The organism is Enterobacter sp. 50793107 (assembly GCF_001463365.1).
GTDB classification, from domain to species: domain Bacteria; phylum Pseudomonadota; class Gammaproteobacteria; order Enterobacterales; family Enterobacteriaceae; genus Enterobacter; species Enterobacter cloacae.
Map to the genome: position 1 here is coordinate 64,446 of NZ_LNII01000140.1, position 23,612 is coordinate 88,057.

The 23,612-nt window shown below is 54.5% G+C and carries 19 protein-coding genes and 1 pseudogene; 9 read left to right on the forward strand and 11 right to left on the reverse strand.

Annotated features, from left to right (window positions below; genetic code table 11):
- Nucleotides 1-30 precede the first annotated feature (30 nt).
- Together APU11_RS18415 and fabA are read left to right on the forward strand one after the other, a co-directional pair.
- Complete coding sequence (locus tag APU11_RS18415; RefSeq protein ID WP_038985584.1) at nt 31-1,791, forward strand: Lon protease family protein; 1,761 nt, start codon at nt 31-33, stop codon at nt 1,789-1,791.
- 68 nt (nt 1,792-1,859) lie between these two features.
- Nucleotides 1,860-2,378 carry a bifunctional 3-hydroxydecanoyl-ACP dehydratase/trans-2-decenoyl-ACP isomerase gene (gene fabA, locus APU11_RS18420; protein ID WP_000227926.1) on the forward strand — a complete coding sequence of 173 codons (519 nt, stop codon included), beginning with the start codon at nt 1,860-1,862 and terminating at the stop codon, nt 2,376-2,378.
- Nucleotides 2,379-2,450: 72 nt separating this feature from the next.
- Here the strand turns inward: fabA and rmf are convergent, their stop codons facing one another.
- From rmf to rlmKL, 6 genes are all read right to left on the reverse strand, one after another.
- Nucleotides 2,451-2,618, reverse strand: a complete 168-nt coding sequence (gene rmf, locus APU11_RS18425) for a ribosome modulation factor (RefSeq protein WP_013097261.1) — start codon at nt 2,616-2,618, stop codon at nt 2,451-2,453.
- A 256-nt stretch (nt 2,619-2,874) separates the two neighbouring features.
- Complete coding sequence (gene pqiC / locus APU11_RS18430) at nt 2,875-3,441, reverse strand: membrane integrity-associated transporter subunit PqiC (RefSeq protein ID WP_020689691.1); 567 nt, start codon at nt 3,439-3,441, stop codon at nt 2,875-2,877.
- Entirely contained in the window at nt 3,438-5,078 is a 1,641-nt protein-coding gene (gene pqiB / locus APU11_RS18435) for an intermembrane transport protein PqiB (RefSeq protein ID WP_013097263.1), read from the reverse strand. The genes pqiC and pqiB overlap by 4 nt, the downstream gene beginning before the upstream one ends.
- A 4-nt stretch (nt 5,079-5,082) precedes the next feature.
- Nucleotides 5,083-6,336 (reverse strand): membrane integrity-associated transporter subunit PqiA, encoded by a 1,254-nt coding sequence (gene pqiA / locus APU11_RS18440; protein ID WP_028027912.1) that lies wholly within the window; start codon nt 6,334-6,336, stop codon nt 5,083-5,085.
- A 13-nt stretch (nt 6,337-6,349) separates the two neighbouring features.
- Entirely contained in the window at nt 6,350-8,257 is a 1,908-nt protein-coding gene (locus tag APU11_RS18445; RefSeq protein WP_029883226.1) for an ABC transporter ATP-binding protein, read from the reverse strand.
- 12 nt (nt 8,258-8,269) lie between these two features.
- Nucleotides 8,270-10,378: a bifunctional 23S rRNA (guanine(2069)-N(7))-methyltransferase RlmK/23S rRNA (guanine(2445)-N(2))-methyltransferase RlmL gene (gene rlmKL, locus APU11_RS18450; protein ID WP_048972447.1), complete on the reverse strand. Its 2,109-nt coding sequence runs from the start codon at nt 10,376-10,378 to the stop codon at nt 8,270-8,272.
- A gap of 100 nt (nt 10,379-10,478) precedes the next feature.
- Here rlmKL and APU11_RS18455 point away from each other — a divergent pair, with 100 nt between their 5' ends.
- Nucleotides 10,479-11,588 carry a YcbX family protein gene (locus tag APU11_RS18455; RefSeq protein WP_058651227.1) on the forward strand — a complete coding sequence of 370 codons (1,110 nt, stop codon included), beginning with the start codon at nt 10,479-10,481 and terminating at the stop codon, nt 11,586-11,588.
- On the opposite strand, the gene zapC is transcribed toward APU11_RS18455, so the two are convergent.
- Nucleotides 11,585-12,127 carry a cell division protein ZapC gene (gene zapC / locus APU11_RS18460; protein ID WP_020689696.1) on the reverse strand — a complete coding sequence of 181 codons (543 nt, stop codon included), beginning with the start codon at nt 12,125-12,127 and terminating at the stop codon, nt 11,585-11,587. The two genes, APU11_RS18455 and zapC, sit on opposite strands and share 4 nt — an antisense overlap.
- 165 nt (nt 12,128-12,292) lie before the next feature.
- On the reverse strand, nt 12,293-13,303 hold the full coding sequence (pyrD, locus tag APU11_RS18465) for a quinone-dependent dihydroorotate dehydrogenase (protein WP_058651226.1): 1,011 nt from the start codon (nt 13,301-13,303) through the stop codon (nt 12,293-12,295).
- A 249-nt stretch (nt 13,304-13,552) separates the two neighbouring features.
- Between pyrD and ssuE the strand changes: the two genes are divergently transcribed.
- The 5 genes and pseudogenes from ssuE to ssuB all read left to right on the forward strand — a co-directional run bounded on the left by ssuE (nt 13,553) and on the right by ssuB (nt 17,793).
- Entirely contained in the window at nt 13,553-14,128 is a 576-nt protein-coding gene (gene ssuE, locus APU11_RS18470; RefSeq protein ID WP_058651225.1) for an NADPH-dependent FMN reductase, read from the forward strand.
- A pseudogene (locus APU11_RS18475) lies at nt 14,121-15,120 on the forward strand (sulfonate ABC transporter substrate-binding protein). Before ssuE ends, APU11_RS18475 begins: the two are co-directional and overlap by 8 nt.
- On the forward strand, nt 15,080-16,225 hold the full coding sequence (gene ssuD / locus APU11_RS18480; RefSeq protein ID WP_058651224.1) for an FMNH2-dependent alkanesulfonate monooxygenase: 1,146 nt from the start codon (nt 15,080-15,082) through the stop codon (nt 16,223-16,225). The pseudogene APU11_RS18475 and the gene ssuD overlap by 41 nt, the downstream one beginning before the upstream one ends.
- Before the next feature lie 9 nt (nt 16,226-16,234).
- Nucleotides 16,235-17,026: an aliphatic sulfonate ABC transporter permease SsuC gene (gene ssuC / locus APU11_RS18485; RefSeq protein ID WP_029883221.1), complete on the forward strand. Its 792-nt coding sequence runs from the start codon at nt 16,235-16,237 to the stop codon at nt 17,024-17,026.
- A complete protein-coding gene (gene ssuB / locus APU11_RS18490; RefSeq protein ID WP_038985600.1) occupies nt 17,023-17,793 on the forward strand; it encodes an aliphatic sulfonates ABC transporter ATP-binding protein in 771 nt (256 codons plus the stop codon). Before ssuC ends, ssuB begins: the two co-directional genes overlap by 4 nt.
- A gap of 51 nt (nt 17,794-17,844) precedes the next feature.
- Here the strand turns inward: ssuB and pepN are convergent, their stop codons facing one another.
- Nucleotides 17,845-20,457 (reverse strand): aminopeptidase N, encoded by a 2,613-nt coding sequence (gene pepN, locus APU11_RS18495; RefSeq protein WP_058651223.1) that lies wholly within the window; start codon nt 20,455-20,457, stop codon nt 17,845-17,847.
- 426 nt (nt 20,458-20,883) lie between these two features.
- Here pepN and APU11_RS18500 point away from each other — a divergent pair, with 426 nt between their 5' ends.
- Nucleotides 20,884-21,147: a DinI family protein gene (locus APU11_RS18500; RefSeq protein ID WP_060578687.1), complete on the forward strand. Its 264-nt coding sequence runs from the start codon at nt 20,884-20,886 to the stop codon at nt 21,145-21,147.
- Between the two features lie 356 nt (nt 21,148-21,503).
- Here the strand turns inward: APU11_RS18500 and APU11_RS28970 are convergent, their stop codons facing one another.
- Complete coding sequence (locus APU11_RS28970; protein WP_239691335.1) at nt 21,504-22,424, reverse strand: hypothetical protein; 921 nt, start codon at nt 22,422-22,424, stop codon at nt 21,504-21,506.
- 69 nt (nt 22,425-22,493) lie between these two features.
- On the reverse strand, nt 22,494-23,612 hold a 1,119-nt coding region (locus APU11_RS28975), incomplete at its 5' end, for a DUF1983 domain-containing protein (RefSeq protein ID WP_239691336.1).

A 23,612-nucleotide genomic window follows, 5' to 3' on the forward strand; every position in this document is an offset into this window, starting at 1 on the left:
GGTTTTACATCTGACTAAAAAACATCAACTTTGACCATTACGAAACTTGCATGGCGTGACCTTGTTCCGGATACCGAAAGCTATCAGGAATTGTTTGCACAGCCAGACCTCGCACAAGAACACGAATTCATACTTAGCGATACACAACCGCGTTTGCATTACGCACTGGAGCAGGTGTTAAGCCCGTGGGCGACATCTCCCTTCATGCTGCTCAAAGCCCCGGAAGAAGCCGAGTATTTAACGCTTCTGGGTGATGCCATGCGCCAGTTGCAGCCGGAAGCCAATGCTATTTACGGCGGCCAGTATCGTATTTCAGGACATGATGTCTCTTTCGAACCCGCAGAACAGGCTGATGGCCGTTTTGCGGTAAAGGGCGAAGTGGTATCCGCTAACTGGGCCGAGGCCGAACAACTCTTTGGTTGCCTTCGCCAGTTCAACGGTGAGTTATCGCTGCAACCGGGCCTGGTGCATCGCGCCAATGGCGGCGTACTGATCATTTCCCTGCGTACCCTGCTCTCCCAGCCGCTGTTATGGATGCGCCTGAAAACGATTGTGAGCCAGCAACGATTTGACTGGGTGGGCTATGACGAGTCTCGTCCTCTGCCGGTCTCTGTCCCTTCCATGCCGCTGTCGTTGACCGTGGTGCTGACGGGTGACCGTGAATCGCTGGCTGATTTCCAGGAAATGGAGCCGGAGCTGGCTGCACAGGCGGTGTACAGCGAGTACGAAGACAATATTCAGATTGCTGATGCCGATGACATGGCGCAGTGGTGTCAGTGGGTGATGGCCGTTGCTGCCCGCTTTGCCCTGCCGACGCCTGCGGCTGACGCCTGGCCGGGACTTATCCGCGAAGCGGTTCGCTATACCGGTGACCAGGAGACGCTGCCGCTGTGTCCGCTCTGGATCAGCAAACAGCTGCGTGAAGTGGGTGCGATCAGTGGGAATGGCGCATTTACCGGTGAGCAACTTTCCCAGATGCTGGCCCAAAGAGAGTGGCGGGAAGGCTATCTGGCCGATCGTATGCAGGATGAAATTCTGCTGGAGCAAATTCTGGTCGAGACCGAAGGCGAGCGCATCGGACAGATCAATGCCCTGTCGGTGATTGAATTTCCCGGGCATCCGCGTGCGTTTGGCGAGCCTTCACGCATCAGCTGCGTCGTCCATATTGGCGATGGCGAGTTTACCGACATCGAACGGAAAGCCGAGCTGGGTGGAAACATCCACGCCAAAGGCATGATGATCATGCAGGCGTTCCTGATGTCAGAGCTGCAGCTTGAGCAACAAATCCCCTTCTCTGCCTCGCTGACGTTTGAGCAATCCTACAGCGAAGTGGATGGTGATAGCGCCTCTATGGCCGAGCTGTGTGCCTTAATCAGCGCCCTGGCGGAAGTCCCGATCAATCAGAACATCGCCATTACCGGTTCGGTCGATCAATTTGGTCGTGCCCAGCCAGTGGGGGGCCTGAATGAAAAGATTGAGGGCTTCTTCTCTATTTGTCAGCAACGCGGGTTAAACGGCAAACAGGGTGTGATTATTCCAGCACCCAACGCACGCCATTTAAGCCTCAGCCAGGCACTGCTGGATGCGGTAGAGCAGGGACAATTCTCCCTCTGGGCCATCGAAGGCGTCGAGGATGCACTACCCTTACTGACAAACCTGGTATGGGACGGCGAGGGACAAACGACCCTGATGCAGACCATCCAGGAGCGCATTGCTCAGGCGACCCAGCAAGATGCTCGTCATCGTTATCCGTGGCCGTTACGCTGGTTAGGTTGGTTTAGTTCAAACTGATCGGACTTGTTCAGCGTACACGTGTTAGCTATCCTGCGTCCTTCACTAAAATAAGGCTTACTGAGAACATGGTAGATAAACGCGAATCCTATACAAAAGAAGATCTTCTTGCCTCTGGTCGCGGTGAACTGTTTGGCGCGAAAGGCCCACAGTTACCGGCCCCGAACATGCTGATGATGGACCGTGTCGTGAAAATGACCGAAACCGGCGGCAACTTCGATAAGGGTTACGTAGAAGCAGAACTCGATATCAATCCGGACCTGTGGTTCTTCGGTTGCCACTTTATTGGCGATCCGGTAATGCCTGGCTGCCTGGGCCTGGATGCGATGTGGCAGCTGGTTGGCTTCTACCTGGGCTGGCTGGGCGGCGAAGGTAAAGGCCGTGCGCTGGGCGTGGGTGAAGTGAAATTCACGGGTCAGGTTCTGCCAACTGCGAAGAAAGTGACCTATCGTATTCACTTCAAACGCATTGTTAACCGCCGCCTGATTATGGGCCTGGCGGATGGCGAAGTGCTGGTAGATGGCCGTTTAATCTATACCGCGAACGACCTGAAAGTGGGCCTGTTCCAGGATACATCTGCTTTCTAAACGCTGCTATACGCGGCTTCAGAAAGGCGAAACCTCCGCATTGCGGAGGTTTCTGTTTTTAAAGAGACGTTATCAGGCTATGAGTGCCCTGTCGCCGATGGCTTCTCGCCAGCCTCCCAGCCATTGTGACCTTTGATTAATCGTCTGATAAGGACACATTTCTTTAGATCGTCCAGCGATGCCGGCCTGATAACCACGTTGATGAGCCCGTTCCAGGCGATCTCGTTTCTGTCTCTTCATGCCTCGTTTCCCTCATTCTTTTGTCTGGTGGAAAGAAAACAGTGACTGCACAATGCGTGCAGGCACAGATAACGAATACCCCGAATTAGTCGTAGCGTCAACGTTCAAAATTCATACGGATGTCATATTTGTGAGCTAGCCAGAAGATCATTTGTACAAAAATTGTGACCCGGGACAAGTAACGGTCTGACGTGAAAACGAAAAAAAAACCGCAATCAGTGGCAGACCGATTGCGGTTTTTTATGATGAATTTTACTTATGGCAGCCGGGAGATTTCTCTCGCGATGTTGGCCGATTCCTGTGCCCACCCCTGGGCAAGCACTTTCACCATTTCATCATAGCCATCTTTTTGCTGCTTGAGCTCCAGATGGAACGGACGCTTAATCAGCTGTCCCTGATGGTTAAGCAGCCATTCTCCGCTGATGACAACGGCACCGTCATAACGACCATGGAAGCCCGTTACCGTCACGTTCAGCGTGTCCTGGTCGCTTCCAAGAGGCTGGGAGGCGACAACCCAGCCCGGAAGCTGGCTGCTGAGATTCGCCACCAGCGTATTGCGTAACTGTTGATCCAGCGGGCTGGCCCACAGGTTATTATTCGCAATCACATACTGCACATCGCTGGTCTGGTAAACCACCCCGTTGCCGGCCAGATAATCTGGCACAGCCACTTGCTCAACCCACAGCAGACGGTTGCCCTGCGAGGCGGTGCTCTGCGTACCCGCCTGCGCCATCAGCGGCAGCTGATAGTAGCTTTTCGTTTCACTCCCTGAGCTACAGGCCGTGAGCACCATCGCACCTACAATCGCTAGCCATTTTTTCATTGTTTCGCCCTCTTCGGCTCAGGATCCTTTTTATCTTTTGCTTCAAACACCAGCGCGTTGCTCTTCTCATTGAGCGTTTTCAGTACGGGCTGCAGTTCACGCAAGACCTGATCAAGACGCTGCATATCTGCCACCATCTTGTTGTAGGCCGCTGAACCAGGCTGGAAGCCCTGCATGCTACGGTTCAGTTCACGCAGCGTTTTCTGCATATCCTGCGGCAACTGCTGCATGCTCTGGCTTGCCGTGAGCTTATTGATGTTATCCAGCGTGGTTTGCAGACGCTGCATCGTCTCCTGGCTCTGATGCAACGAGCCTGTCGCCGCTTCAATCATCGGATTCAGTGGCAGATTGTTGATCTTATCCAGTGTTTCCATCAGACGCTGCTGGATTTGAGCCAGACCGCTGCTCACCGTTGGAATGATCTTGTAGCCGCCAAATTCACGGATACCAGTAATCGGCGGAGCTTTTGGATAGAAATCCATATCCACATACAGCGCACCAGTCACCAGGTTGCCAGTCTTCAGCGAGCCGCGCAGGCCACGGTTCATTAAATCGGTAATATGCGCGCCGATATCCTGATTCTCGCCAATCTGGTTAACCAGACGCTCTGGCTCAATGCGGATCAGCACCGGAATACGATAGTCATCATCAAGTACCTGCTGAAGTCCCGGCACAAAGAACGGCACCTGTCCGACCGTACCCAGACGAATACCGCGGAACTCAACGGGCGCCCCTGGCTGCAGGCCGCGGACGGAATCTTTAAAGAACATCAGGTAATCAATATGATCGGTATAGAGCGCGTCCTGAATGCTTCTTTGATCGTCAAAGAGCCTGAAGGCCGTTTTCTCGGCCACCGGCTGCCCCAGATCCAGTCCTTCCGGCACGTCAAAGCTGACGCCGCCGCCAAACAGGGTGGTCAGCGACCCCATTTCAACGCGCATACCTGCTGAGGTGAGATCGACCGCGATCCCGCTGTCTTTCCAGAAGCGTACGTTGCTGGTCACCAGACGATCGTTTGGCGCATTGATGAACAGCTGATAGCTGATGGTCCTTTTTTGCGGATCAAAGGTACTGGTCTCGACTGAGCCAACACGATAGCCGCGGAACAACACCGGGTCGCCAGGTGAGAGCTGGCCCGCTTTTTTACTGTCGAGAATCACGCGGATCCCTTTTGCATCAGGCGGCGCAAGCGGTGGAGAGTCTAAAAGCTGATACTGGGCTGGCTGCGCCCCTTTTGCCCCCGGCTGTAGCTCAATATACGCGCCCGAGAGCAGCGTGCCTAAACCACTGATCCCTTCCCGTCCGACCTGCGGTTTAACCACCCAAAAAACGGAGTCACCGTGAAGCAGCTTTTCCATCCCGGCATTTAACCGCGCTTTAATTTCTACATGCGTTAAATCATCCGTCAGGGTGGCGCTTTCAACCACCCCTACATCCACGCTGCGGCTTTTGATGGTCGTTTTACCGCCCTCAATCCCCTCGGCATTGGTGGTGATGAGCGTCACTTCCGGTCCCTGATGGCTGTAATGATAAAACAGGATCCATGCACCGATCAGCGCCGTCACGATGGGAAAAATCCACACCGGTGACCAGTTTTTGACCTTCTGCACTTTCGCCTCTCCACTCTTATTTTCCATGCTCTTACTCTTCCTCATGGCTTGATTCAGGCTCACGATCCCACGATAAACGAGGGTCGAAGGTCATGGCCGCAAACATGGTCATAATCACGACCAGCGCAAACATTAAAGCCCCCATCGCAGGATAAATACTCATCAAACCGCCCATCCGCACCAATGCAGAGAGAACGGCAATGACAAACACGTCAATCATTGACCAGCGTCCAACAAACTCGACAACTTCATAAATGAGGTGCATGCGTTCGCTATCGCGTTTGCCGTGCCCTTTCGCATCCCAGCAGAGCCAGGCAATCGCGATCATTTTTAAGGTAGGCACCATAATACTGGCGATAAAAATCACCCCAGCCACCGGATAAGATCCCTCGCCCCACAGCAATATCACCCCGGCGAGGATCGTCGAGGGCATTTTGTCACCGAGCAAATCGGTGATCATGATCGGCAGAATATTCGCGGGAAGATACAGCATCACAGAGGTCACCAGCAGCGCCATGGTCCACTGCAGGCTATTTTTGCGTCGCACATGGCCTTTGGTTTCACAGCGTGGGCAGACGTCCAGATCCGCGGGCAGCACGGCAGTACAGCAGGAGCAAGAGCGCAGTCCCTGGCGGATCCCCGGCACGCCAACCTTCACCGTCTGGGCAAGTGTGGGAGCCGGAGCGATATCATCCCATGCCCAACGCCGGTCAACGCACTGGAATGCGCGCAGCTGCAGCACACAATAGAGACACCACGGGATAAAGCTGCTGCCAATCCCCACGTCACCGTAGGCCATCAGCTTTACGAAGCTGACCAGAATACCCGCCAGAAAAATCTCGGCCATCCCCCAGCTTTTAAGCTGAAACAGGACTCGCGCCAGTTTGATTTTCAGGGCTGCGGGCATTTTTACGCGGTTGACCAGCAAAAGGATGACAACCAGACAAAAAGCCGGAACGATCTGCACAAACAGAAGGAAGAAGGTGCCGAGGCTGGCGTAATCTTCCGAGAACATCACCCCCGGAATTTCAAGCAGATCAACCTGGCTTGTCATCCCTCCCACCTTCATATAGATGAAGGGGAAGAGATTAGAGAGCAGCAACATGAACAACGCGGCCAGCGCATACGCCGTGGGACGCTGTCTTGGCGCGTCCCATTCGGTTGTCAACGTTGTGCCGCAACGCGGGCACAGGGCCTTATGTCCGTGACCAAGCTCTGGCAACGCCACGAGCATATCGCATTGCGAGCATAATATATGCCTGTCGGCATGGTGCTGGTCACACATATGTTATCCCTGTTTATGCGCCGTTTTTCAGAGACTCAAGGTACTCCCAGCGCTCAAATGCTTCTTCCAGAGCTTTTTCAGCTGCGGACAATTCGGCCAGGACTTTTTGAGTATAGTCGTGCGATTGGGTGAAGAAGGATGCATCGGCAACCTGCGCTTGCAGCGCCTCCAGCGCGGCCTCCAGCTCCTCAAGACGCTGAGGCAAACCCTCCAGTTCGCGCTGCAGGTTATAGCTTAGTTTAGCCGAGGTTTTCTTGACAGTTTCTGCTTTTGTTACAACAGGTTCAGTCGTTGTTTTAGACTTCGCCTGTTTTTGCGCCAGCGACTGTGCCTGCTGCCCTTTCGCGTCGTGGTAGCCACCCACATATTGACCAATCCGCCCTTCGCCTTCGAAGATCCAGCATTCGGTCACGGTGTTGTCAACGAACTGACGGTCGTGGCTCACCAGCATCACGGTGCCCTGATAACCATCGATCAGCTCTTCCAGCAGTTCGAGCGTTTCGACATCCAGGTCGTTGGTTGGTTCATCGAGAATCAGCAGGTTGCTTGGTTTCAGGAATAACCGCGCCAGCAGAAGACGGTTTCGCTCACCGCCAGACAGCGCACGCACCGGGGTCATCGCCCGTTTAGGGTGGAACAGGAAGTCCTGGAGATAGCCCAGCACATGGCGCGGCTTACCGTTTACCATGACCTCTTGCTTACCTTCGGCAAGGTTATCCATCACCGTTCTGTCCGGATCCAGCTCTGCACGGTGCTGGTCAAAATAGGCCACTTCCAGTTTGGTGCCGCAGTGAATTCGGCCACTATCCGCCTGCAACTGGCCCAGCATCAGCTTCAGCAGCGTGGTTTTACCGCAGCCATTGGGGCCAATCAGGGCGATTTTATCCCCGCGCTGAACCTGGGCGGAGAAGTCTTTCACCAGCACTTTCCCGTCAACCTGGTAGTTAACGTTTTCCATCTCGAAGACGATCTTCCCGGAACGGGAGGCCTCTTCTACCTGCATTTTGGCGCTGCCCATCACTTCGCGACGTTCGCTGCGTTCACGACGCATCGCTTTCAGGGCACGAACGCGGCCTTCGTTGCGGGTACGGCGGGCTTTGATACCCTGACGGATCCACACCTCTTCCTGCGCCAGTTTGCGGTCGAATTCGGCGTTTTGCAGCTCTTCCACGCGCAGGTTTTCTTCTTTTTCCAGCAGATAAGTATCGTAATCGCCGGGATAGGTGACCAGCTTGCCACGATCGAGATCGACAATGCGCGTCGCCATATTGCGAATGAAGGAACGGTCGTGGGAGATGAAGATAATGGTACCGCTGAAAGTTTTCAGGAACCCTTCAAGCCAGTCGATCGCTTCAATGTCCAGGTGGTTGGTTGGTTCATCCAGCAGCAGCACCTTCGGCCCGCTGACCAGCGCGCGGCCCAGTGCCGCCTTACGCAACCAGCCGCCAGATAGCGCAGACAGCTGCATATCCGGCTCCAGGCCCAGCTGAGCCAGCACCTCGTTAATACGGTTCTCCAGCTGCCACAGGCCGTGATGATCGAGCATCTCCTGGACTTTCGCCAGTTCGTTAAGATTTTTGTCGCTCGGGTCGGTCATCACCAGATGAGAAATCTCGTGATAGCGCTTCAGGTATTCAGCCTGCTCCGAAATCCCTTCCGCTACGAAATCGTACACGCTGCCGGTGACATGACGCGGCGGATCCTGCTGCAGGCGGGAGACAATCAGATCCTGCTCGTAAACAATACGCCCGTCATCCAGACCCTGCTCGCGGTTGAGGATTTTCATCAGCGTGGATTTACCCGCGCCGTTACGGCCCACCAGACAGACGCGTTCGTTGTCTTCGATGTGCAGTTCGGCATTGTCGAGAAGCGGTGAGTCGCTGAAGGAGAGCCACGCACCGTGCATACTAATTAAAGACATTTATTTTTCCTTTCAGGCCGCGGTGATAAGCCAGCAGTTATGGATCTGACGATTACGGGCAAAGTCCTGAGACAGCGTTTTTTGGCTGATTTCTTGTGCTTTCAGTCCCAGAGCGGCCAGGCCGTCGTGATCCATGCGGAAACCGCGTTTGTTATTCGAGAACATAATCGTGCCGCCTTTACGCAGGAGGCGCTTCAGGTCGGTCATCAGGCGCAGGTGATCGCGTTGTACATCAAAGCTATCCTCCATACGCTTGGAGTTGGAGAACGTTGGCGGATCGATGAAGATCAGATCGAACTGTTCATCGGTGTCACGCAGCCAGCCCAGGACATCGGCCTGCATCAGACGATGCTGGCGTCCGGTCAGGCCATTGAGACGCAGGTTGCGCTCCGCCCACTCCAGATAGGTGCGCGACATATCCACCGTAGTGGTGCTGCGCGCGCCGCCCAGGCCCGCATGCACGCTGGCGCTACCGGTGTAGGAAAACAGGTTAAGGAAGTCCTTACCTTTGCTCATCTGGCCCAGCATACGACGGGCAATGCGGTGGTCGAGGAACAGCCCGGTATCAAGGTAATCCGTCAGGTTAACCCACAGGCGAGCGTTGTATTCACCCACTTCAATAAAGTCGCCCTTCTCACCCATCTTCTGATACTGGTTTTTCCCTTTCTGACGCTCGCGGGTTTTCAGCACCAGCTTGTTTGGCGCAATGCCAAGCACGGCAATCGTCGCTGCGATCACGTCCAGCATGCGCTGGCGCGCTTTTTGCGCATCAATGGTTTTTGGTGGAGCATATTCCTGAATCACCACCCAGTCTGCATAGCGGTCAACCGCCACGTTGTACTCCGGCAGATCGGCGTCATACAGGCGATAGCATTCAATGCCTTCCTGTTTGGCCCATTTTTCAAATTTCTTCAGGTTCTTGCGCAGACGGTTAGCGTAATCTTCCGCCACGCCCGACGGTTTGCTGTCCGCCGCTTTCTCCGCCAGATGGTAGTTTTTCTGCACACAGTCCAGCGGGCCGTTCTTCGCCTTAAACTGGCGATCGGCACGCAGCTGCAGACAGCTCAGCAGTTCTGGTGAAGCGCTAAACAGGGAGAGATTCCAGCCGCCAAAGTAGTCTTTCATATTGCGGCCCAGCAGGCTGTGCAGGGCAATCAACGCCGGTTCGCTATCCAGACGCTCGCCGTATGGCGGGTTGCTGATAACGGTACCGTAGGGGCCTTTCGGCAGCGGGTTGGTCAGGTTCGCGACATCTTTCACGTCAAAGGTCACCAGCTCACCGATACCTGCGCGACGGGCATTGCTGCGCGCGCGTTCAATGACGCGCGGGTCGCTGTCAGAGCCATAGAAATGCGAGGTATACTCCGCCAGGCCTTTACGCGCACGGGCCTGCGCTTCGGCTTTGACCTCTTTCCAGAGCGCTTCATCGTGCTGCGCCCAGCCGCTAAAGCCCCAGTGGCCACGATGCAGGCCGGGAGCGCGGTCGGTGGCCAGCATCGCAGCTTCAATCAGCAGCGTACCGGAACCACACATTGGGTCGAGCAGCGGCGTGCCCGGCAGCCAGCCGGAGCGCATCACGATGGCGGCAGCCAGCGTTTCTTTGATGGGCGCCATACCGGTGCGATCGCGGTAGCCACGCAGATGCAGACCTGCCCCGCTCAGATCCAGAGAGATGCTGGCGGTATCGCCATTGAGCCAGACGTTAATGCGCAGATCCGGGTTTTCACGATCGACGTTTGGTCGTTCTTTGTTTTTACGGGTAAAGCAGTCCACGATGGCATCTTTCACGCGCAGCGCGCCGTACTGGCTGTTGCGGATCTCATCGTTTACACCGTTAAAATGCACCGCGAAGGTCGCGTCTGGCGTGAAGATCTCTGTCCAGTCGATCATCTGTACGCCGGTATAGAGATCAAGATCGCTGTAGACCTTGCACTCTTTCATCGGCAGCATGATGCGCGACGCCAGGCGGCTCCACATCAGGCTCTGGTAAATAAGCCGTGTGTCGCCCTCAAAATGGACACCACCCTGAACCACCTGGCACTCTTGCGCGCCCAGGGCTTCCAGTTCAGTTTTTAACAGCTCTTCCAGCCCACGGGCCGTACTGGCAAACAGAGAATTCATATCGTCACTTTTACTCTAAGAAAATTGTCGCGCATTATAGCTAATATGACGTGTATGTCATAAAGTTGAAGGCTTATTTTCATTCGAGGGACTGTGCACAGTGGCGACGTTATCCAGGCTTTTTATTCATCCGGTGAAATCCATGCGCGGTATCGGCGTTTCTCACGCCCTGGCTGACATCAGTGGATTTGCCTTCGATCGTATTTTTATGGTCACCGAGCCTGACGGTACGTTCATTACCGCACGCCAGTTCCCGCAGATGGTGCGCTTTACGCCTTCACCGCTGCATGACGGCCTGCACCTCACCGCCCCGGATGGCTCAAGCGTATTGATTCGCTTTGCTGATTTTGCGCCTGTCGATGCGCCAACGGAAGTATGGGGCAATCATTTTACCGCTCGCATCGCTCCGGACGAGATTAACCGCTGGCTGAGCGGCTTCTTCTCCCGTGAGGTACAGCTGCGCTGGGTGGGTCCGGCGCTGACACGACGCGTCAAGCGCCACGACGCGGTTCCCCTCTCGTTTGCCGATGGTTTCCCGTTCCTGTTAACCAGCGAAGCCTCGCTGCGTGACCTGCAGCGTCGCTGTAAGGCCAGCGTGCAGATGGAGCAATTTCGCCCGAATCTGGTGGTGACCGGTACGGAAGCCTGGGAGGAAGATACCTGGAAAGTGATCCGCATCGGCAGCGTCATTTTTGATGTCGTGAAGCCGTGCAGCCGCTGCATTTTCACCACCGTAAGTCCGGAGAAAGGCCTGAAGCATCCTTCCGGCGAGCCGCTGAAAACCCTGCAATCATTCCGTACCGCGCAGGATAATGGCGACGTGGATTTCGGCCAGAATCTTATTCCGCGCTCAAGCGGAGTGATCCGCGTGGGTGACGAGGTGGAAATTCTCACCCGTGGGCCTGCGCGCGTGTACGGTGCGGGTCAGGAAGAAGAAACGGTAGAGGTTGAGACGCAAGCCAGTTCGGCAGTGGATATTCACTGGCAGGGCCGCGTTATACGGGGTAACAATCAGCAGGTGATACTTGAGCAGCTGGAGCAAGCCGGGATCCGTATCCCGTATTCCTGTCGGGCGGGTATCTGTGGTTGCTGTCGAATCAAGCTGGTCGGGGGCGATGTCAGTGCGCTGAAGAAATCCGCAATCGGTGATGACGGGACGATCCTGTGCTGCAGCTGTATTCCAAAAACGTCGATACAGCTGGAAGCTTAAACCGCCTGTTCCAGGCTGAATGAATCCACGCGCAGCTGCGGTTTCAGCCTGTCATTCATGACCTTAATGGCATCCCCGAGCTGCATCGTCCGCCCGGCAATGGTCACGCCGGGCTGGGCCAGCAGACAAAGCGCGGCATTTTCGCCAGGTTCCACCACCAGTAAACTCACCTCTTCTGCGGTATCGCTCAGATTGACGCTGGCCGCATCGCCCGTGGACGGCGTCCAGTTCATATCATGCGGCAGAAAGTGCCAGCTTTTCGGCATTTGCGGTTTCAGAAAACGAATCGCCACCAGCGCGTTTAATATCAGTTCGGCACGCTGTTCTTTTGAGAGCAGCAGGTCACGGCATTTCTCTTCAAAGGAGAAATAAAGCGCAGCATCGTCTACACAAAAGCCAGACGGGGAGAAAGCGTCCGGGGTTAACATTCGACGCGCAAAACGAGAACGGAACAACATGCCATTGGCTAAATCGAGCATCATTCGATCATGCTCTTCACAAAAATACCAGCGCCAGTTATCGTCAGGTTTAATTCGCATGTGTCTCTCCCGTACCCAAACGTCCTGTACTAAAAATGTCCCATTCGCCGCTTCGTTTATAACACCATTAATAAAAGACTATAATGTCTAAATAAGCAACAGTGACGGAATATAAAACAACCAGGGCTGGAAATAAAGCCCTGGTTGTCTGATTAAGAGAAAAGATTAGATATGAGTAACGATTTCTTTTATGAGCGGCGGGCCTTTAAAAATAAAGCCGGAATAGATTTGCACCAGTGAGGCGCCCGCAGCCATCTTCTCGCGCGCAGCAATCACCGAATCGATACCACCGACACCGATTATTGGCAGACTGCCTTTTAATTCGGCGGAGAGCGCCCGAATAATTTCCGTACTTTTTAATTGTACCGGACGTCCACTTAACCCACCCGCTTCGTCACAGTTTTTCATTCCCTGGACGAGGGATCGATCGAGCGTCGTGTTGGTCGCAATCACACCATCAATATTATGGCGAACTAAGCTGTCGGCAACCTGGATCAATTCTTCAGCAGAAAGATCCGGTGCGATCTTAACCGCCACCGGAACATATTTATGATGGATCGCCTGCAGCTCATTTTGTTTATTTTTAATGGCGCTGAGAAGATCGTCCAGCGCTTCACCATATTGCAGAGAACGTAGCCCCGGGGTATTCGGCGATGAAATATTCACGGCGATATAACCGGCATAGGCGTAGACTTTTTCCATACAAATCAGGTAGTCATCTTTACCCTGCTCAACCGGCGTGTCTTTATTTTTGCCAATATTGATGCCTAATACACCATCAAAATGGGCTTTTTTAACGTTTTCTACGAGATGATCCACGCCGAGGTTATTAAAGCCCATGCGGTTGATCAGCCCCTCGGCTTCGACCAGGCGGAACAAACGCGGCTTATCATTACCCGGCTGTGGACGCGGTGTGACGGTACCGATTTCGATGGAACCAAAGCCCATCGCGCCCAGGGCATCAATGCACTCGCCATTTTTATCCAGACCTGCCGCCAGACCCAGCGGGTTTTTAAAGGTCAGACCCATGCACTGCACAGGTTTTTCCGGCACGTTCTGACGCACCAGCGCGGCCAGCGGCGTTCCCGTAATACGGCGTAATTGCTGGAATGTAAATTCATGAGCGCGCTCAGGGTCGAGCTGGAAAAGGGCTTTACGAACGAAGGGGTAGTACATGAACTCTCCTGGATTCCCGGTGTGCAAACCGGGAGGGGATTATGTGCGATCCTGCCCGGAAAGGGAATTGACCTGCGGCAAAAAAATCAGCGTAAAACGCAAACGTTTACTTCCCCGTACACTTCTTATGCGCTTTTTCGCATTTTAATTGCGGATAAATCATTTAGTGGAATAACCACGCAGTGTCACACTCCTGAAAATTGTTATGAATGTTAGATAAAAGCAAACAATTAGTTATAAGGAGTACACATGCGCGTCATCACCCTGGCCGGAAGTCCACGTTTCCCTTCTCGTTCCAGCGCCCTGCTGGAATATGCCCGCGAAAGGCTTAATGCTCTGGATGTGGAAGTGTGCCACTGGAATCTGCACAACTTTGAACCTGAGGATCTGCTCTACGCGCGCTTTGACAGTCCGGCATTGAAAACCCTGATTGAACAGCTAAAAAGTGCTGACGGGCTTATCGTCGCGACCCCGATTTATAAAGCCTCATTTTCCGGCGCACTGAAAACCTTGCTCGATCTGCTGCCTGAACGTGCACTTGATGGAAAAGTGGTGTTGCCGCTGGCTACGGGCGGTACGGTTGCGCATTTACTGGCCGTGGATTACGCCCTGAAGCCGGTACTGAACGCGTTGAAGGCGCAGGAGATCCTGCACGGCGTTTTTGCCGATGACTCGCAGGTTATCGATTACCAGCACAAACCGCATTTCACACCGAATCTGCAAACCCGGCTCGACACTGCGCTGGAGACATTCTGGCATGCCCTGCACCGTCGCGATATTCAGACACCTGCGTTTGGACAGCCACAAGGAGTCGCACATGTTTAAAACACTTACCCGTATCAGCCTGGCTGGTCTGCTCACACTCTCGTCCCTGACCCATGCAGCAGAGACGGCACCTGACAGTTTGCGCATTGGTTACCAGAAAGGCAGCGTCAGTATGGTGCTGGCAAAAAGCCACCAGCTTCTGGAAAAACGCTTCCCACAGACCAAATTCTCCTGGGTGGAGTTTCCTGCCGGGCCACAAATGCTGGAGGCGCTGAACGTTGGAAGCATCGATTTAGGCAGTACTGGCGATATTCCACCGATCTTTGCGCAGGCGGCCGGGGCCGATCTGGTCTACGTTGGCGTTGAGCCACCGAAACCCAAAGCCGAGGTGATTCTGGTGCCGGAAAATAGCGCCATTAAAAATGTCGCCGAACTTAAAGGTCACAAAGTCGCATTCCAGAAAGGTTCCAGCTCGCACAACCTGCTACTCCGCGCCCTGCAGGAGGCCGGGCTAAAGTTCACCGATATTCAGCCCGTCTATCTCACCCCTGCTGATGCCCGCGCCGCCTTCCAGCAAGGCAATGTCGACGCGTGGGCTATCTGGGATCCTTACTACTCCGCGGCATTACTTCAGGGCGGCGTACGGGTATTGAAAGATGGCACTACCCTGAAACAGACCGGTTCGTTCTACCTGGCAGCCCGTCCGTATGCAGAGAAAAACGGTGCCTTTGTTCAGGAGGTCCTGAATACCTTTACCGAAGCCGATACCCTGACGCAAAGCCAGCGCCCCGAGAGCATCACCCTGCTGGCGAAAACCATGGGCTTACCGGAGGCGGTGATCGCGAGCTACCTCAACCACCGTCCACCCACCACCATTATCCCGGTGGACGCGCATGTTGCAGCCCTGCAACAACAGACTGCCGACCTCTTTTATCAAAACCGCTTAGTACCAAAACAGGTGAACATTCGCGAACGCATCTGGCAACCCGCAGCCAAAGAAGGAGCCAAATCATGAGTCTGAATCTTTTCTGGTTTTTACCCACCCACGGTGATGGACACTATCTTGGTACCGAAGAGGGGTCGCGCCCGGTTGACCACGGCTATCTGCAGCAGATTGCGCAGGCGGCAGACCGAATCGGTTTCACCGGCGTGCTGATCCCCACCGGACGCTCGTGCGAAGACGCCTGGCTGGTCGCCGCGTCGATGATTCCGGTCACCCAGCGCCTGAAATTCCTGGTGGCATTGCGTCCGAGCGTGGTTTCCCCGACCGTTGCCGCACGTCAGGCGGCAACGCTCGACAGGCTCTCCAACGGACGCGCGCTGTTTAACCTGGTCACCGGCAGCGATCCGCAGGAACTGGCCGGTGACGGCGTGTTCCTCGATCATACGGAACGCTATGAGGCCTCCGCCGAGTTTACCCGCGTCTGGCGACGTCTGCTTGAGGGGGAAACGGTCACCTTTGATGGCAAGCATATTCATGTTCGCGACGCGAAACTCTACTTTCCTTCGGTACAGCAGCCGCGTCCACCGCTCTACTTCGGCGGATCGTCGGATGTGGCACAGGATCTGGCGGCAGAACAGGTCGATCTCTATCTGACCTGGGGGGAGCCACCTGAACTGGTGAAAGAGAAAATTGCCCAGGTGCGGGCCAAAGCCGCCGCCCACGGCCGAAAGGTGCGCTTTGGCATTCGCCTGCACGTGATTGTGCGTGAAACCAACGAAGAGGCCTGGCAGGCCGCTAACCGGCTGATCTCGCATCTGGACGATGAGACCATCGCCAAAGCGCAGGCGGCATTTGCGAAAACCGACTCCGTAGGACAGCACCGGATGGCTTCGTTACATAACGGCAAACGCGAGAATCTGGAGATCAGCCCCAATCTCTGGGCGGGTGTCGGCCTGGTTCGTGGTGGCGCAGGTACTGCGCTGGTGGGTGACGGCCCGACCGTGGCGGCGCGTATCAATGAATATGCTGAGCTGGGTATCGACAGCTTTATCCTCTCGGGCTATCCGCATCTTGAGGAGGCATACAAAGTGGGTGAACTGCTGTTCCCGCATCTGGATGTCGCTATCCCGGACATTCCGCAGCCCCGCCAGCTGCAGCTTCAGGGCGAAGCCGTGGCCAACGAGTTTATTCCGCGTAAAGTCGCGCAAAGCTAAGGAGTGGCTATGTCTCTCACCTCACAAAAATGGTTGTTGCGCGCCGCCCCGTGGTTTTTACCTGTCGGCATTGTCCTTATCTGGCAACTGGCCTCCTCTACCGGCTGGCTGTCGAGCCGCATCCTGCCCTCTCCGGAGGGCGTAATCGAAGCCTTCTGGTCGCTGAGTGCCAGCGGCGAGCTGTGGCAGCACCTGGCCATTAGCTCCTGGCGCGCGGTGATTGGGTTTGCCATCGGCGGGAGCATCGGCCTGACGCTGGGGTTGATCAGCGGCCTGTCCCGCTGGGGGGAACGGTTGCTGGATACCTCCATTCAGATGCTGCGCAACGTACCGCATCTGGCGCTGATCCCCCTGGTCATTCTGTGGTTTGGTATTGATGAGAGCGCCAAAATTTTCCTCGTGGCGCTGGGCACGCTGTTCCCGATTTATATCAATACCTGGCATGGGATCCGCAATATCGATCGCGGGCTGGTTGAGATGGCACGCAGCTACGGATTATCAGGATTTGCCCTGTTTATCAACGTGCTGCTGCCGGGCGCCCTGCCCTCCATTATGGTTGGCGTTCGCTTTGCGCTCGGCCTGATGTGGCTGACGCTGATCGTCGCGGAGACCATTTCAGCCAACTCCGGCATTGGCTATCTGGCAATGAACGCCCGCGAATTCCTGCAAACGGACGTGGTGGTAGTCGCCATTATCCTTTATGCCCTGCTGGGCAAACTTGCTGACGTCAGCGCCCAGTGGCTGGAACGCAGCTGGCTGCGCTGGAACCCGGCCTATTTCTCTCAGGAGGCGAAAGCATGAATACCGCCCGACTCACTCAGGGGACACCGCTGTTACTTAACGGCGTCACGAAACGCTACGGCGACAAAACCATTCTTAACGCCCTGGATCTGCATATCCCCGCCGGACAATTTGTGGCCGTTGTCGGCCGCAGCGGCGGCGGCAAGAGTACGCTGCTGCGCCTGTTAGCCGGACTGGAAGCGCCGAATGGAGGGGAGATTCTGGCAGGGACAACGCCGCTGGCCAATATTCAGGATGATACCCGCATGATGTTTCAGGATGCGCGCCTGCTGCCCTGGAAAACGGTGATCGATAACGTCGGGCTGGGCCTGAAAGGTCACTGGCGGGAGGAGGCGCGTCAGGCGCTGGCCGCCGTCGGGCTGGAGGATCGCGCCGGTGACTGGCCTGCGGCCCTCTCAGGCGGGCAAAAACAGCGCGTAGCGCTGGCGCGGGCGTTGATACATCGTCCAGGCCTGCTGCTGCTCGATGAGCCGCTCGGGGCACTTGATGCCCTGACGCGGATTGAAATGCAGGATTTAATTGCCTCGCTCTGGCAGGAGCACGGTTTTACGGTCCTGCTGGTGACGCACGACGTGAGCGAAGCCGTCGCCATGGCCGACCGGGTGCTGTTAATAGAAGAGGGAAAAATTGGTCTGGATCTGACGGTGGATATTCCACGCCCTCGCCGTGTGGGATCGGCCAGACTGGCAGAGCTGGAAGCGGAGGTGCTGGAGCGGGTGATGAGGCGCGGTGTGAATGAGCGCGCGTTGATTACGGCTAATGCCTGATGCCTTCACCCGGCCCTCTCCCACAGGGAGAGGGTGGGATTAACGTTTATATTACGCCAGCGCCTTCGAAATCTTCTCGTACAGATCGCCAGAGAGATTTTCCAGCCCTTTAAGCTGCTCAAGCGCGGCACGCATCTTCGCCTGGCGCTGCGCATCGTAGCGTTTCAGGCGGATCAGCGGCTCAATCAGACGTGATGCCACCTGCGGGTTACGGCTGTTCAACTCGGTCAGCATTTCTACCATGAACTGATAACCGCTGCCGTCTTCCGCGTGGAACGCAGCCGGGTTGCTGCTGGCAAACGCGCCAATCAGGGAGCGGACGCGGTTCGGGTTGCTCATGGTAAAGGAGCGATGCTTCAGCAGGCTGCGCACGTTGCTGAGCGCATCGGCTGCCGGACTGGTCGCCTGCAGAATGAACCACTTGTCCATAACCAGGCCATCCTGGTGCCACTTGTCGTCATACTCTTGCATCAGCGCATCACGGCACGGTAACTCGGCTGCCACGCTTGCCGCCAGGGCTGCGAGCGCGTCGGTCATATTATCCGCTTCGTGATACTGCTTGCTCACCAGCGTGTTCGCCAGGTCTGTTTCACCAAAGGCCAGGTAGCGCAGACAGGTATTGCGCAGGGAACGTTTACCAATGTCGCCATGTTCCACGCGGTACGCATCCAGCTTGTTGGCGTTGTAGATCGCCAGGAACTCATCCGCCAGTTCGGCCGCCAGCGTGCGGGTCAGCGCTTCACGCACAGCCACGATGGCAATAGGATCGATGGTCTCGAACAGCTCGGCGATTTCGGTCGCGGACGGCAACGTCAGGATTTCAGCCGCGAGGGCCGGATCAATCTGTTCATCCAGCAGAACCGCACGGAACGCGTCAGCCACGTGAACCGGCAGCGACAGCGGCTGGCCCTGCTGATGACGATTAACGTTCAGCTTGATGTATGTCGCGAGCAGGCTTTGAGCGGCATCCCAGCGGGAGAAATCGTTGCGCGCGTGACGCATCAGGAACGTCAACTGCTGATCGCTCCACTTGTACTCCAGCTTCACTGGTGCAGAGAATTCACACAGCAGCGCAGGCACCGGCTGGAAATAGACGTTATCGAAGATAAAGGTCTGCTCTGCCTGGGTCACGTTCAGCACGTGGTGTACCGGGTGGCCACCCTTCTGCAGCGAGATCACTTTGCCTTCGTTATCATACAGTTCAATGCTGAACGGGATGTGCAGCGGATATTTTTCTTCCTGCTCAGCCGTTGGCGGCGTGCGTTGGCTGATGGTCAGGGTGTACTGCTCGGTCTCCGGATTGTAATCGTCTTTAACGGTGACAATCGGCGTACCGGCCTGGCTGTACCAGCGGCGGAAGTGAGAGAGATCCACATTCGACGCATCTTCCATTGCCTGCACAAAATCATCGCAGGTGGCGGCGCTGCCGTCGTGACGCTCGAAATAGAGCTGCATCCCTTTCTGGAAGTTCTCCTCGCCCAGCAGGGTATGGATCATACGGATAATTTCCGCCCCTTTTTCATACACCGTCAGGGTGTAGAAGTTATTCATCTCGATGACTTTGTCCGGACGAATTGGGTGCGCCATCGGACTGGCATCTTCCGCGAACTGCAACCCACGCATGGTGCGCACGTTGTTGATGCGGTTAACCGCCCGCGAGCCCAGATCGGAGCTGAACTCCTGGTCACGGAATACGGTCAGGCCTTCTTTAAGGCTCAGCTGGAACCAGTCGCGGCAGGTGACGCGGTTACCGGTCCAGTTATGGAAATATTCGTGGCCAATAACCCGCTCGATATCGAGGTAGTCTTTATCGGTGGCGGTATCGGTACGGGCCAGCACGTATTTGGAGTTAAAGATGTTGAGACCTTTGTTCTCCATCGCGCCCATGTTGAAGAAGTCGACGGCGACAATCATATAGATGTCGAGATCGTATTCCAGACCAAAACGCTCTTCGTCCCATTTCATGGAGTTGATGAGCGAGGTCATCGCCCATGGCGCGCGATCGAGGTTACCACGGTCAACGAACAGTTCCAGCGCCACTTCGCGGCCAGAACGGGTTTTGAAGGTGTCACGTAAGACGTCGAAATCACCCGCCACCAGCGCAAACAGGTAGCATGGTTTTGGGAACGGATCCTGCCACTGTACCCAGTGACGGCCGTTTTCCAGCTCACCCTCACCCACGCGGTTACCGTTAGAGAGCAGGAAAGGATAAAGCGTTTTATCCGCGATGATTTTGGTGGTAAAGCGCGCCAGCACGTCCGGACGGTCAAGATACCAGGTGATGTGGCGGAAACCTTCCGCTTCACACTGGGTGCACAGCGCCACGCCAGACTGGTAGAGCCCTTCCAGCGCCGTATTGGCGGCAGGGCTGATTTCATTCACGATGCGCAGCGTAAAGCGTTCCGGCAGGTTATCGATCACCAGCTGGTTGTCTTCTTCTTTATAGTCAGTCCAGGCTGCATCATTAATATGCAGGGAGACCAGCGTCAGGTCTTCACCATCCAGACGCAGCGGCACTGCCGTCGCGCTCTGGCGCGTCACCTGGCTTACCGCCGTCACAACGGTTTTAGTGGCATCCAGGTCAAAAGTCAGATCGATATCGCTAATCAGGTAATCCGGCGCACGATAGTCGTGGCGGTATTTGGCTTGTGGCTGTTGTGTCATAGAAAACCTTATGCATCGTTTGTCGAATAACGATTCCAGTCTATTCCTGTTGTGTAGATCGCGCTATGCAGAATGTTCATCTTTTCAGGTACAAACACCCTTTTTGCTACATTTGTATAATATGAACTCATAATTTTTAAAATCGATAAAGATCGTCCAGGAGCGCATAAAACAAGGGATGAGCGAGATCGAGACAAAACATGATTAACGAACTTTAACGCACTTTACCATGCACTTTTGCCCCATCCATGCCCCAAAGCTTTTTTAAGCCAACCTCAGACAACATCGGCTCTGCAGGTCACATCGACAATAATTATTCACGCAGAAATACCCTCAAAATTTAAAAACAAAGGGCTCACGCCTTGACAGACAAATCCTCCACAGCAAAAATACTGTATATCCAAACAGTAGATAATGGAGCGCATTATGTTTGTTGAACTGGTTTACGATAAGCGAAACGTTGAAGGCTTGGAGGGAGCCAGGGAGATTATCCTGGCCGAGTTGACGAAACGAGTGCACCAGATTTTCCCTGATGCTGAAGTGAGGGTGAAGCCGATGCAGGCGAACGGCTTGAATAGCGATGCCAGCAAAAGCGATCGGGAAAAGCTGAACCGCATGCTGGAGGAAATGTTCGATGATTCTGACATGTGGCTGACCTCTGAATCTCCTATTGTTCGCCAGCATGGGTAATATCATATCGGGCAGCCATTTCAGCAGCTGCCCACTTCTTAAGATAAGTAGTCAGTCAAAATCGCTATCAAGACTAAAAAGTTACAACAGAAGCGACTCTCTCACTCTCATTGGATTCAGGTCCGTAAAAGTGGAGCGCTGAAACAGTTACACCATCATCTGTCCTCTTCGCAAAGAGTAAAGGGCAAATGGGAAGCGAGGACGAGAACTCAGTAAGGGTCTCGTCCTGCAGATCTGAAAAATCGAAAGAATGTACTTTTTCGTCCATTGTAACTGTGAGTACGTCGCCCTGTGCTGAGTAGGTGACTGTGAAATCTGCACGTTGTGGACTAAGCAAAATTTTCATTTGAGTACCCTCAGAACCAGCGGCCGATGGCTGTAATGTAAATGGTGTCGGCGCCGGAATAAGTACCGCTATTCACAGCATGAAAAGCAAACTGGCATGATGTCTGGCTGCCGCTGCCGAGCTCAATTCTTACATTGTGGCCATTATTGTTAATGTGACCAGAACAGTAAGCTGGAGCTGCAAAATTAGCCGGGAATGGTACTGGGTTTTGTGAGCTTCGATACCCACCCAGCGAGCCGGCTGTTGTCACATTTTTATTTACTGCATCTGCGGCCGCAACCGCCATTCGGCAAATTTGAGTACCATCGGCAAAACGAACATACTCACCATTCGAATTTGCCCCCTTCTCTATCACTGCTCCGGTGGGCACTCCGCCAGCCTGGGAAACTGTGCCTAAAACATCGGCCAAAGCAGCACTTCTCAAACCGAGGTTTGCGCGAGCGTCAGCAGCATTCTTTGCACCTGTACCGCCCTGGCTGATACTGAGCGCGGTAGTCAGGCCGCTTAGGCTGGTTATATCGCTGTTAGCCCCTTTCTTCGCCAGCGATTTCTGCCCCGGTACGGTGACGGGCACACCGTTAATCGTGATAGTGACGTCTGTAGTACCGTTCATCACATCAGCGAAACCGCTCATGTAGCGCTGGTACATAGTGAATGTTTCAGCGATGTCCTGCGCCAGACCGTCAACGCTAAGGCTGTCGCTCAGAAGAATGGCGTATTTAGTTCCAGAAGGTACGGCAGGGTTAGCAGCTGGCGTAACGGTAAGAGAGGTTGCGCTTCCAATCGCGGTAATCTGGAAAACCTGCGCTGGGCTGGTCATTGCAATAACGGTACAGCCGTTACGAATAAGTGAGCCAGCTGCAGTAAAGTTTGTGCCGGTACCTGTAAGGGTGTTTCCGCTGATGGCGATAGTGCCAGTAGTATAAATCATGTTTTCTCCAGGCAATAAAAAACCCGCCAAAAGTGACGGGTTATTAATCGTGTTGAATGTCTAATTGGATTATGAGAACGACCCGGTACCTCGGGTAATGGTTAACGTCGGTGATGTAATTGACTTACTTGCTGTTCCGCTTCCTGTGACTGTAATGGTTCCCGTAACTGTATTTGCGGTGATGTTTCTCAATGCATGCCTTACCGATATCCACATCCCAGTATTCCCTGACGGTACGTTAATATTTCCAAGGTCACGTATATTCCCATTGATATTGAGCGTGATGTTAACGACCGTTGTTCCGGTAAGCGATGACACATAAATCAGACCTTCGAGAAGGGCGGATTTCGCAAGCGAGGAATTAGAGGAGTCTGTGAATGTTATCGCTCTGGTAGCTGTTGTAGCGCCTGAAACGACAACGTCTGCTCCAACTCCAATATTCGCTATATCACCGACAAAAGTCGTGGCCTCAACACTACCCTTAAAGCTTCCATTTGTTGCATATACTGTTCCACGGATAGTGACGTTATTAAATACAGCGTAACCCGATTTATTAATATGCCAGCCAACGTTCCCAGTGCCATCCCAGGTTGAAGACTGAATATAGCTGCCGATTTTGGCATTGCTGATGGTACCGTCCTGGATGAACGTATCCCGGATGAAGGTCTGTCCGTTCTGGATTACGAACGGCAACGACACCGCCCCACCAGCCTGCGCCATTACCGCGAAACGGTCAGCCACAAACAGCACCTGTGATTGCATGCCGGATGGCGTATTCTCAACACCTATACCCATACCAGCAGCATACTGTTTTCCGTTCGCATCCACGGCAACCTTGATGCTGTACATCGCATTCAGGTCGCCGTTGACGTTCGCAATGGCCTGCGCGTTGGTGGTGATCGCTGAAGTGTGCCCGTTGATGGTCGCCGTAATGCCGTTTATCTGCGTGGCCGTGGCCTGCTGATAATTGGAAAACGTCTGGTTCAGGCTGTTGATTGCTGCCTTGTTGCCGTTCACGTCAGTCTGCAAACTCAGCAGCGAACGCGCTGTTGCCTCCCTGTCGCTTGCCATAACATTATCAATATGATCGATACTGGCTTTGTTATCTCCATACTGGACGCTCAGGAGGTTGCGCTGGTTAACCTGCGCGAGCGTACTCGTTATTAGCGCGATAGCATTGTTCTGAAT

Excerpts from the sequence above, each read along its gene's own strand:
- pepN (WP_058651223.1), bottom strand. The coding sequence starts at position 20,457 with ATGACACAACAGCCACAAGCCAAATACCGCCACGACTATCGTGCGCCG.
- ssuD (WP_058651224.1), top strand. The coding sequence starts at position 15,080 with ATGAGTCTGAATCTTTTCTGGTTTTTACCCACCCACGGTGATGGACAC.
- pqiB (WP_013097263.1), bottom strand. The coding sequence starts at position 5,078 with ATGGAAAATAAGAGTGGAGAGGCGAAAGTGCAGAAGGTCAAAAACTGG.
- rmf (WP_013097261.1), bottom strand. The coding sequence starts at position 2,618 with ATGAAGAGACAGAAACGAGATCGCCTGGAACGGGCTCATCAACGTGGT.
- pqiC (WP_020689691.1), bottom strand. The coding sequence starts at position 3,441 with ATGAAAAAATGGCTAGCGATTGTAGGTGCGATGGTGCTCACGGCCTGT.
- ssuB (WP_038985600.1), top strand. The coding sequence starts at position 17,023 with ATGAATACCGCCCGACTCACTCAGGGGACACCGCTGTTACTTAACGGC.
- ssuE (WP_058651225.1), top strand. The coding sequence starts at position 13,553 with ATGCGCGTCATCACCCTGGCCGGAAGTCCACGTTTCCCTTCTCGTTCC.
- pyrD (WP_058651226.1), bottom strand. The coding sequence starts at position 13,303 with ATGTACTACCCCTTCGTTCGTAAAGCCCTTTTCCAGCTCGACCCTGAG.
- zapC (WP_020689696.1), bottom strand. The coding sequence starts at position 12,127 with ATGCGAATTAAACCTGACGATAACTGGCGCTGGTATTTTTGTGAAGAG.
- APU11_RS18445 (WP_029883226.1), bottom strand. The coding sequence starts at position 8,257 with ATGTCTTTAATTAGTATGCACGGTGCGTGGCTCTCCTTCAGCGACTCA.
- rlmKL (WP_048972447.1), bottom strand. The coding sequence starts at position 10,378 with ATGAATTCTCTGTTTGCCAGTACGGCCCGTGGGCTGGAAGAGCTGTTA.
- ssuC (WP_029883221.1), top strand. The coding sequence starts at position 16,235 with ATGTCTCTCACCTCACAAAAATGGTTGTTGCGCGCCGCCCCGTGGTTT.
- APU11_RS28970 (WP_239691335.1), bottom strand. The coding sequence starts at position 22,424 with ATGATTTATACTACTGGCACTATCGCCATCAGCGGAAACACCCTTACA.
- APU11_RS18500 (WP_060578687.1), top strand. The coding sequence starts at position 20,884 with ATGTTTGTTGAACTGGTTTACGATAAGCGAAACGTTGAAGGCTTGGAG.
- fabA (WP_000227926.1), top strand. The coding sequence starts at position 1,860 with ATGGTAGATAAACGCGAATCCTATACAAAAGAAGATCTTCTTGCCTCT.
- pqiA (WP_028027912.1), bottom strand. The coding sequence starts at position 6,336 with ATGTGTGACCAGCACCATGCCGACAGGCATATATTATGCTCGCAATGC.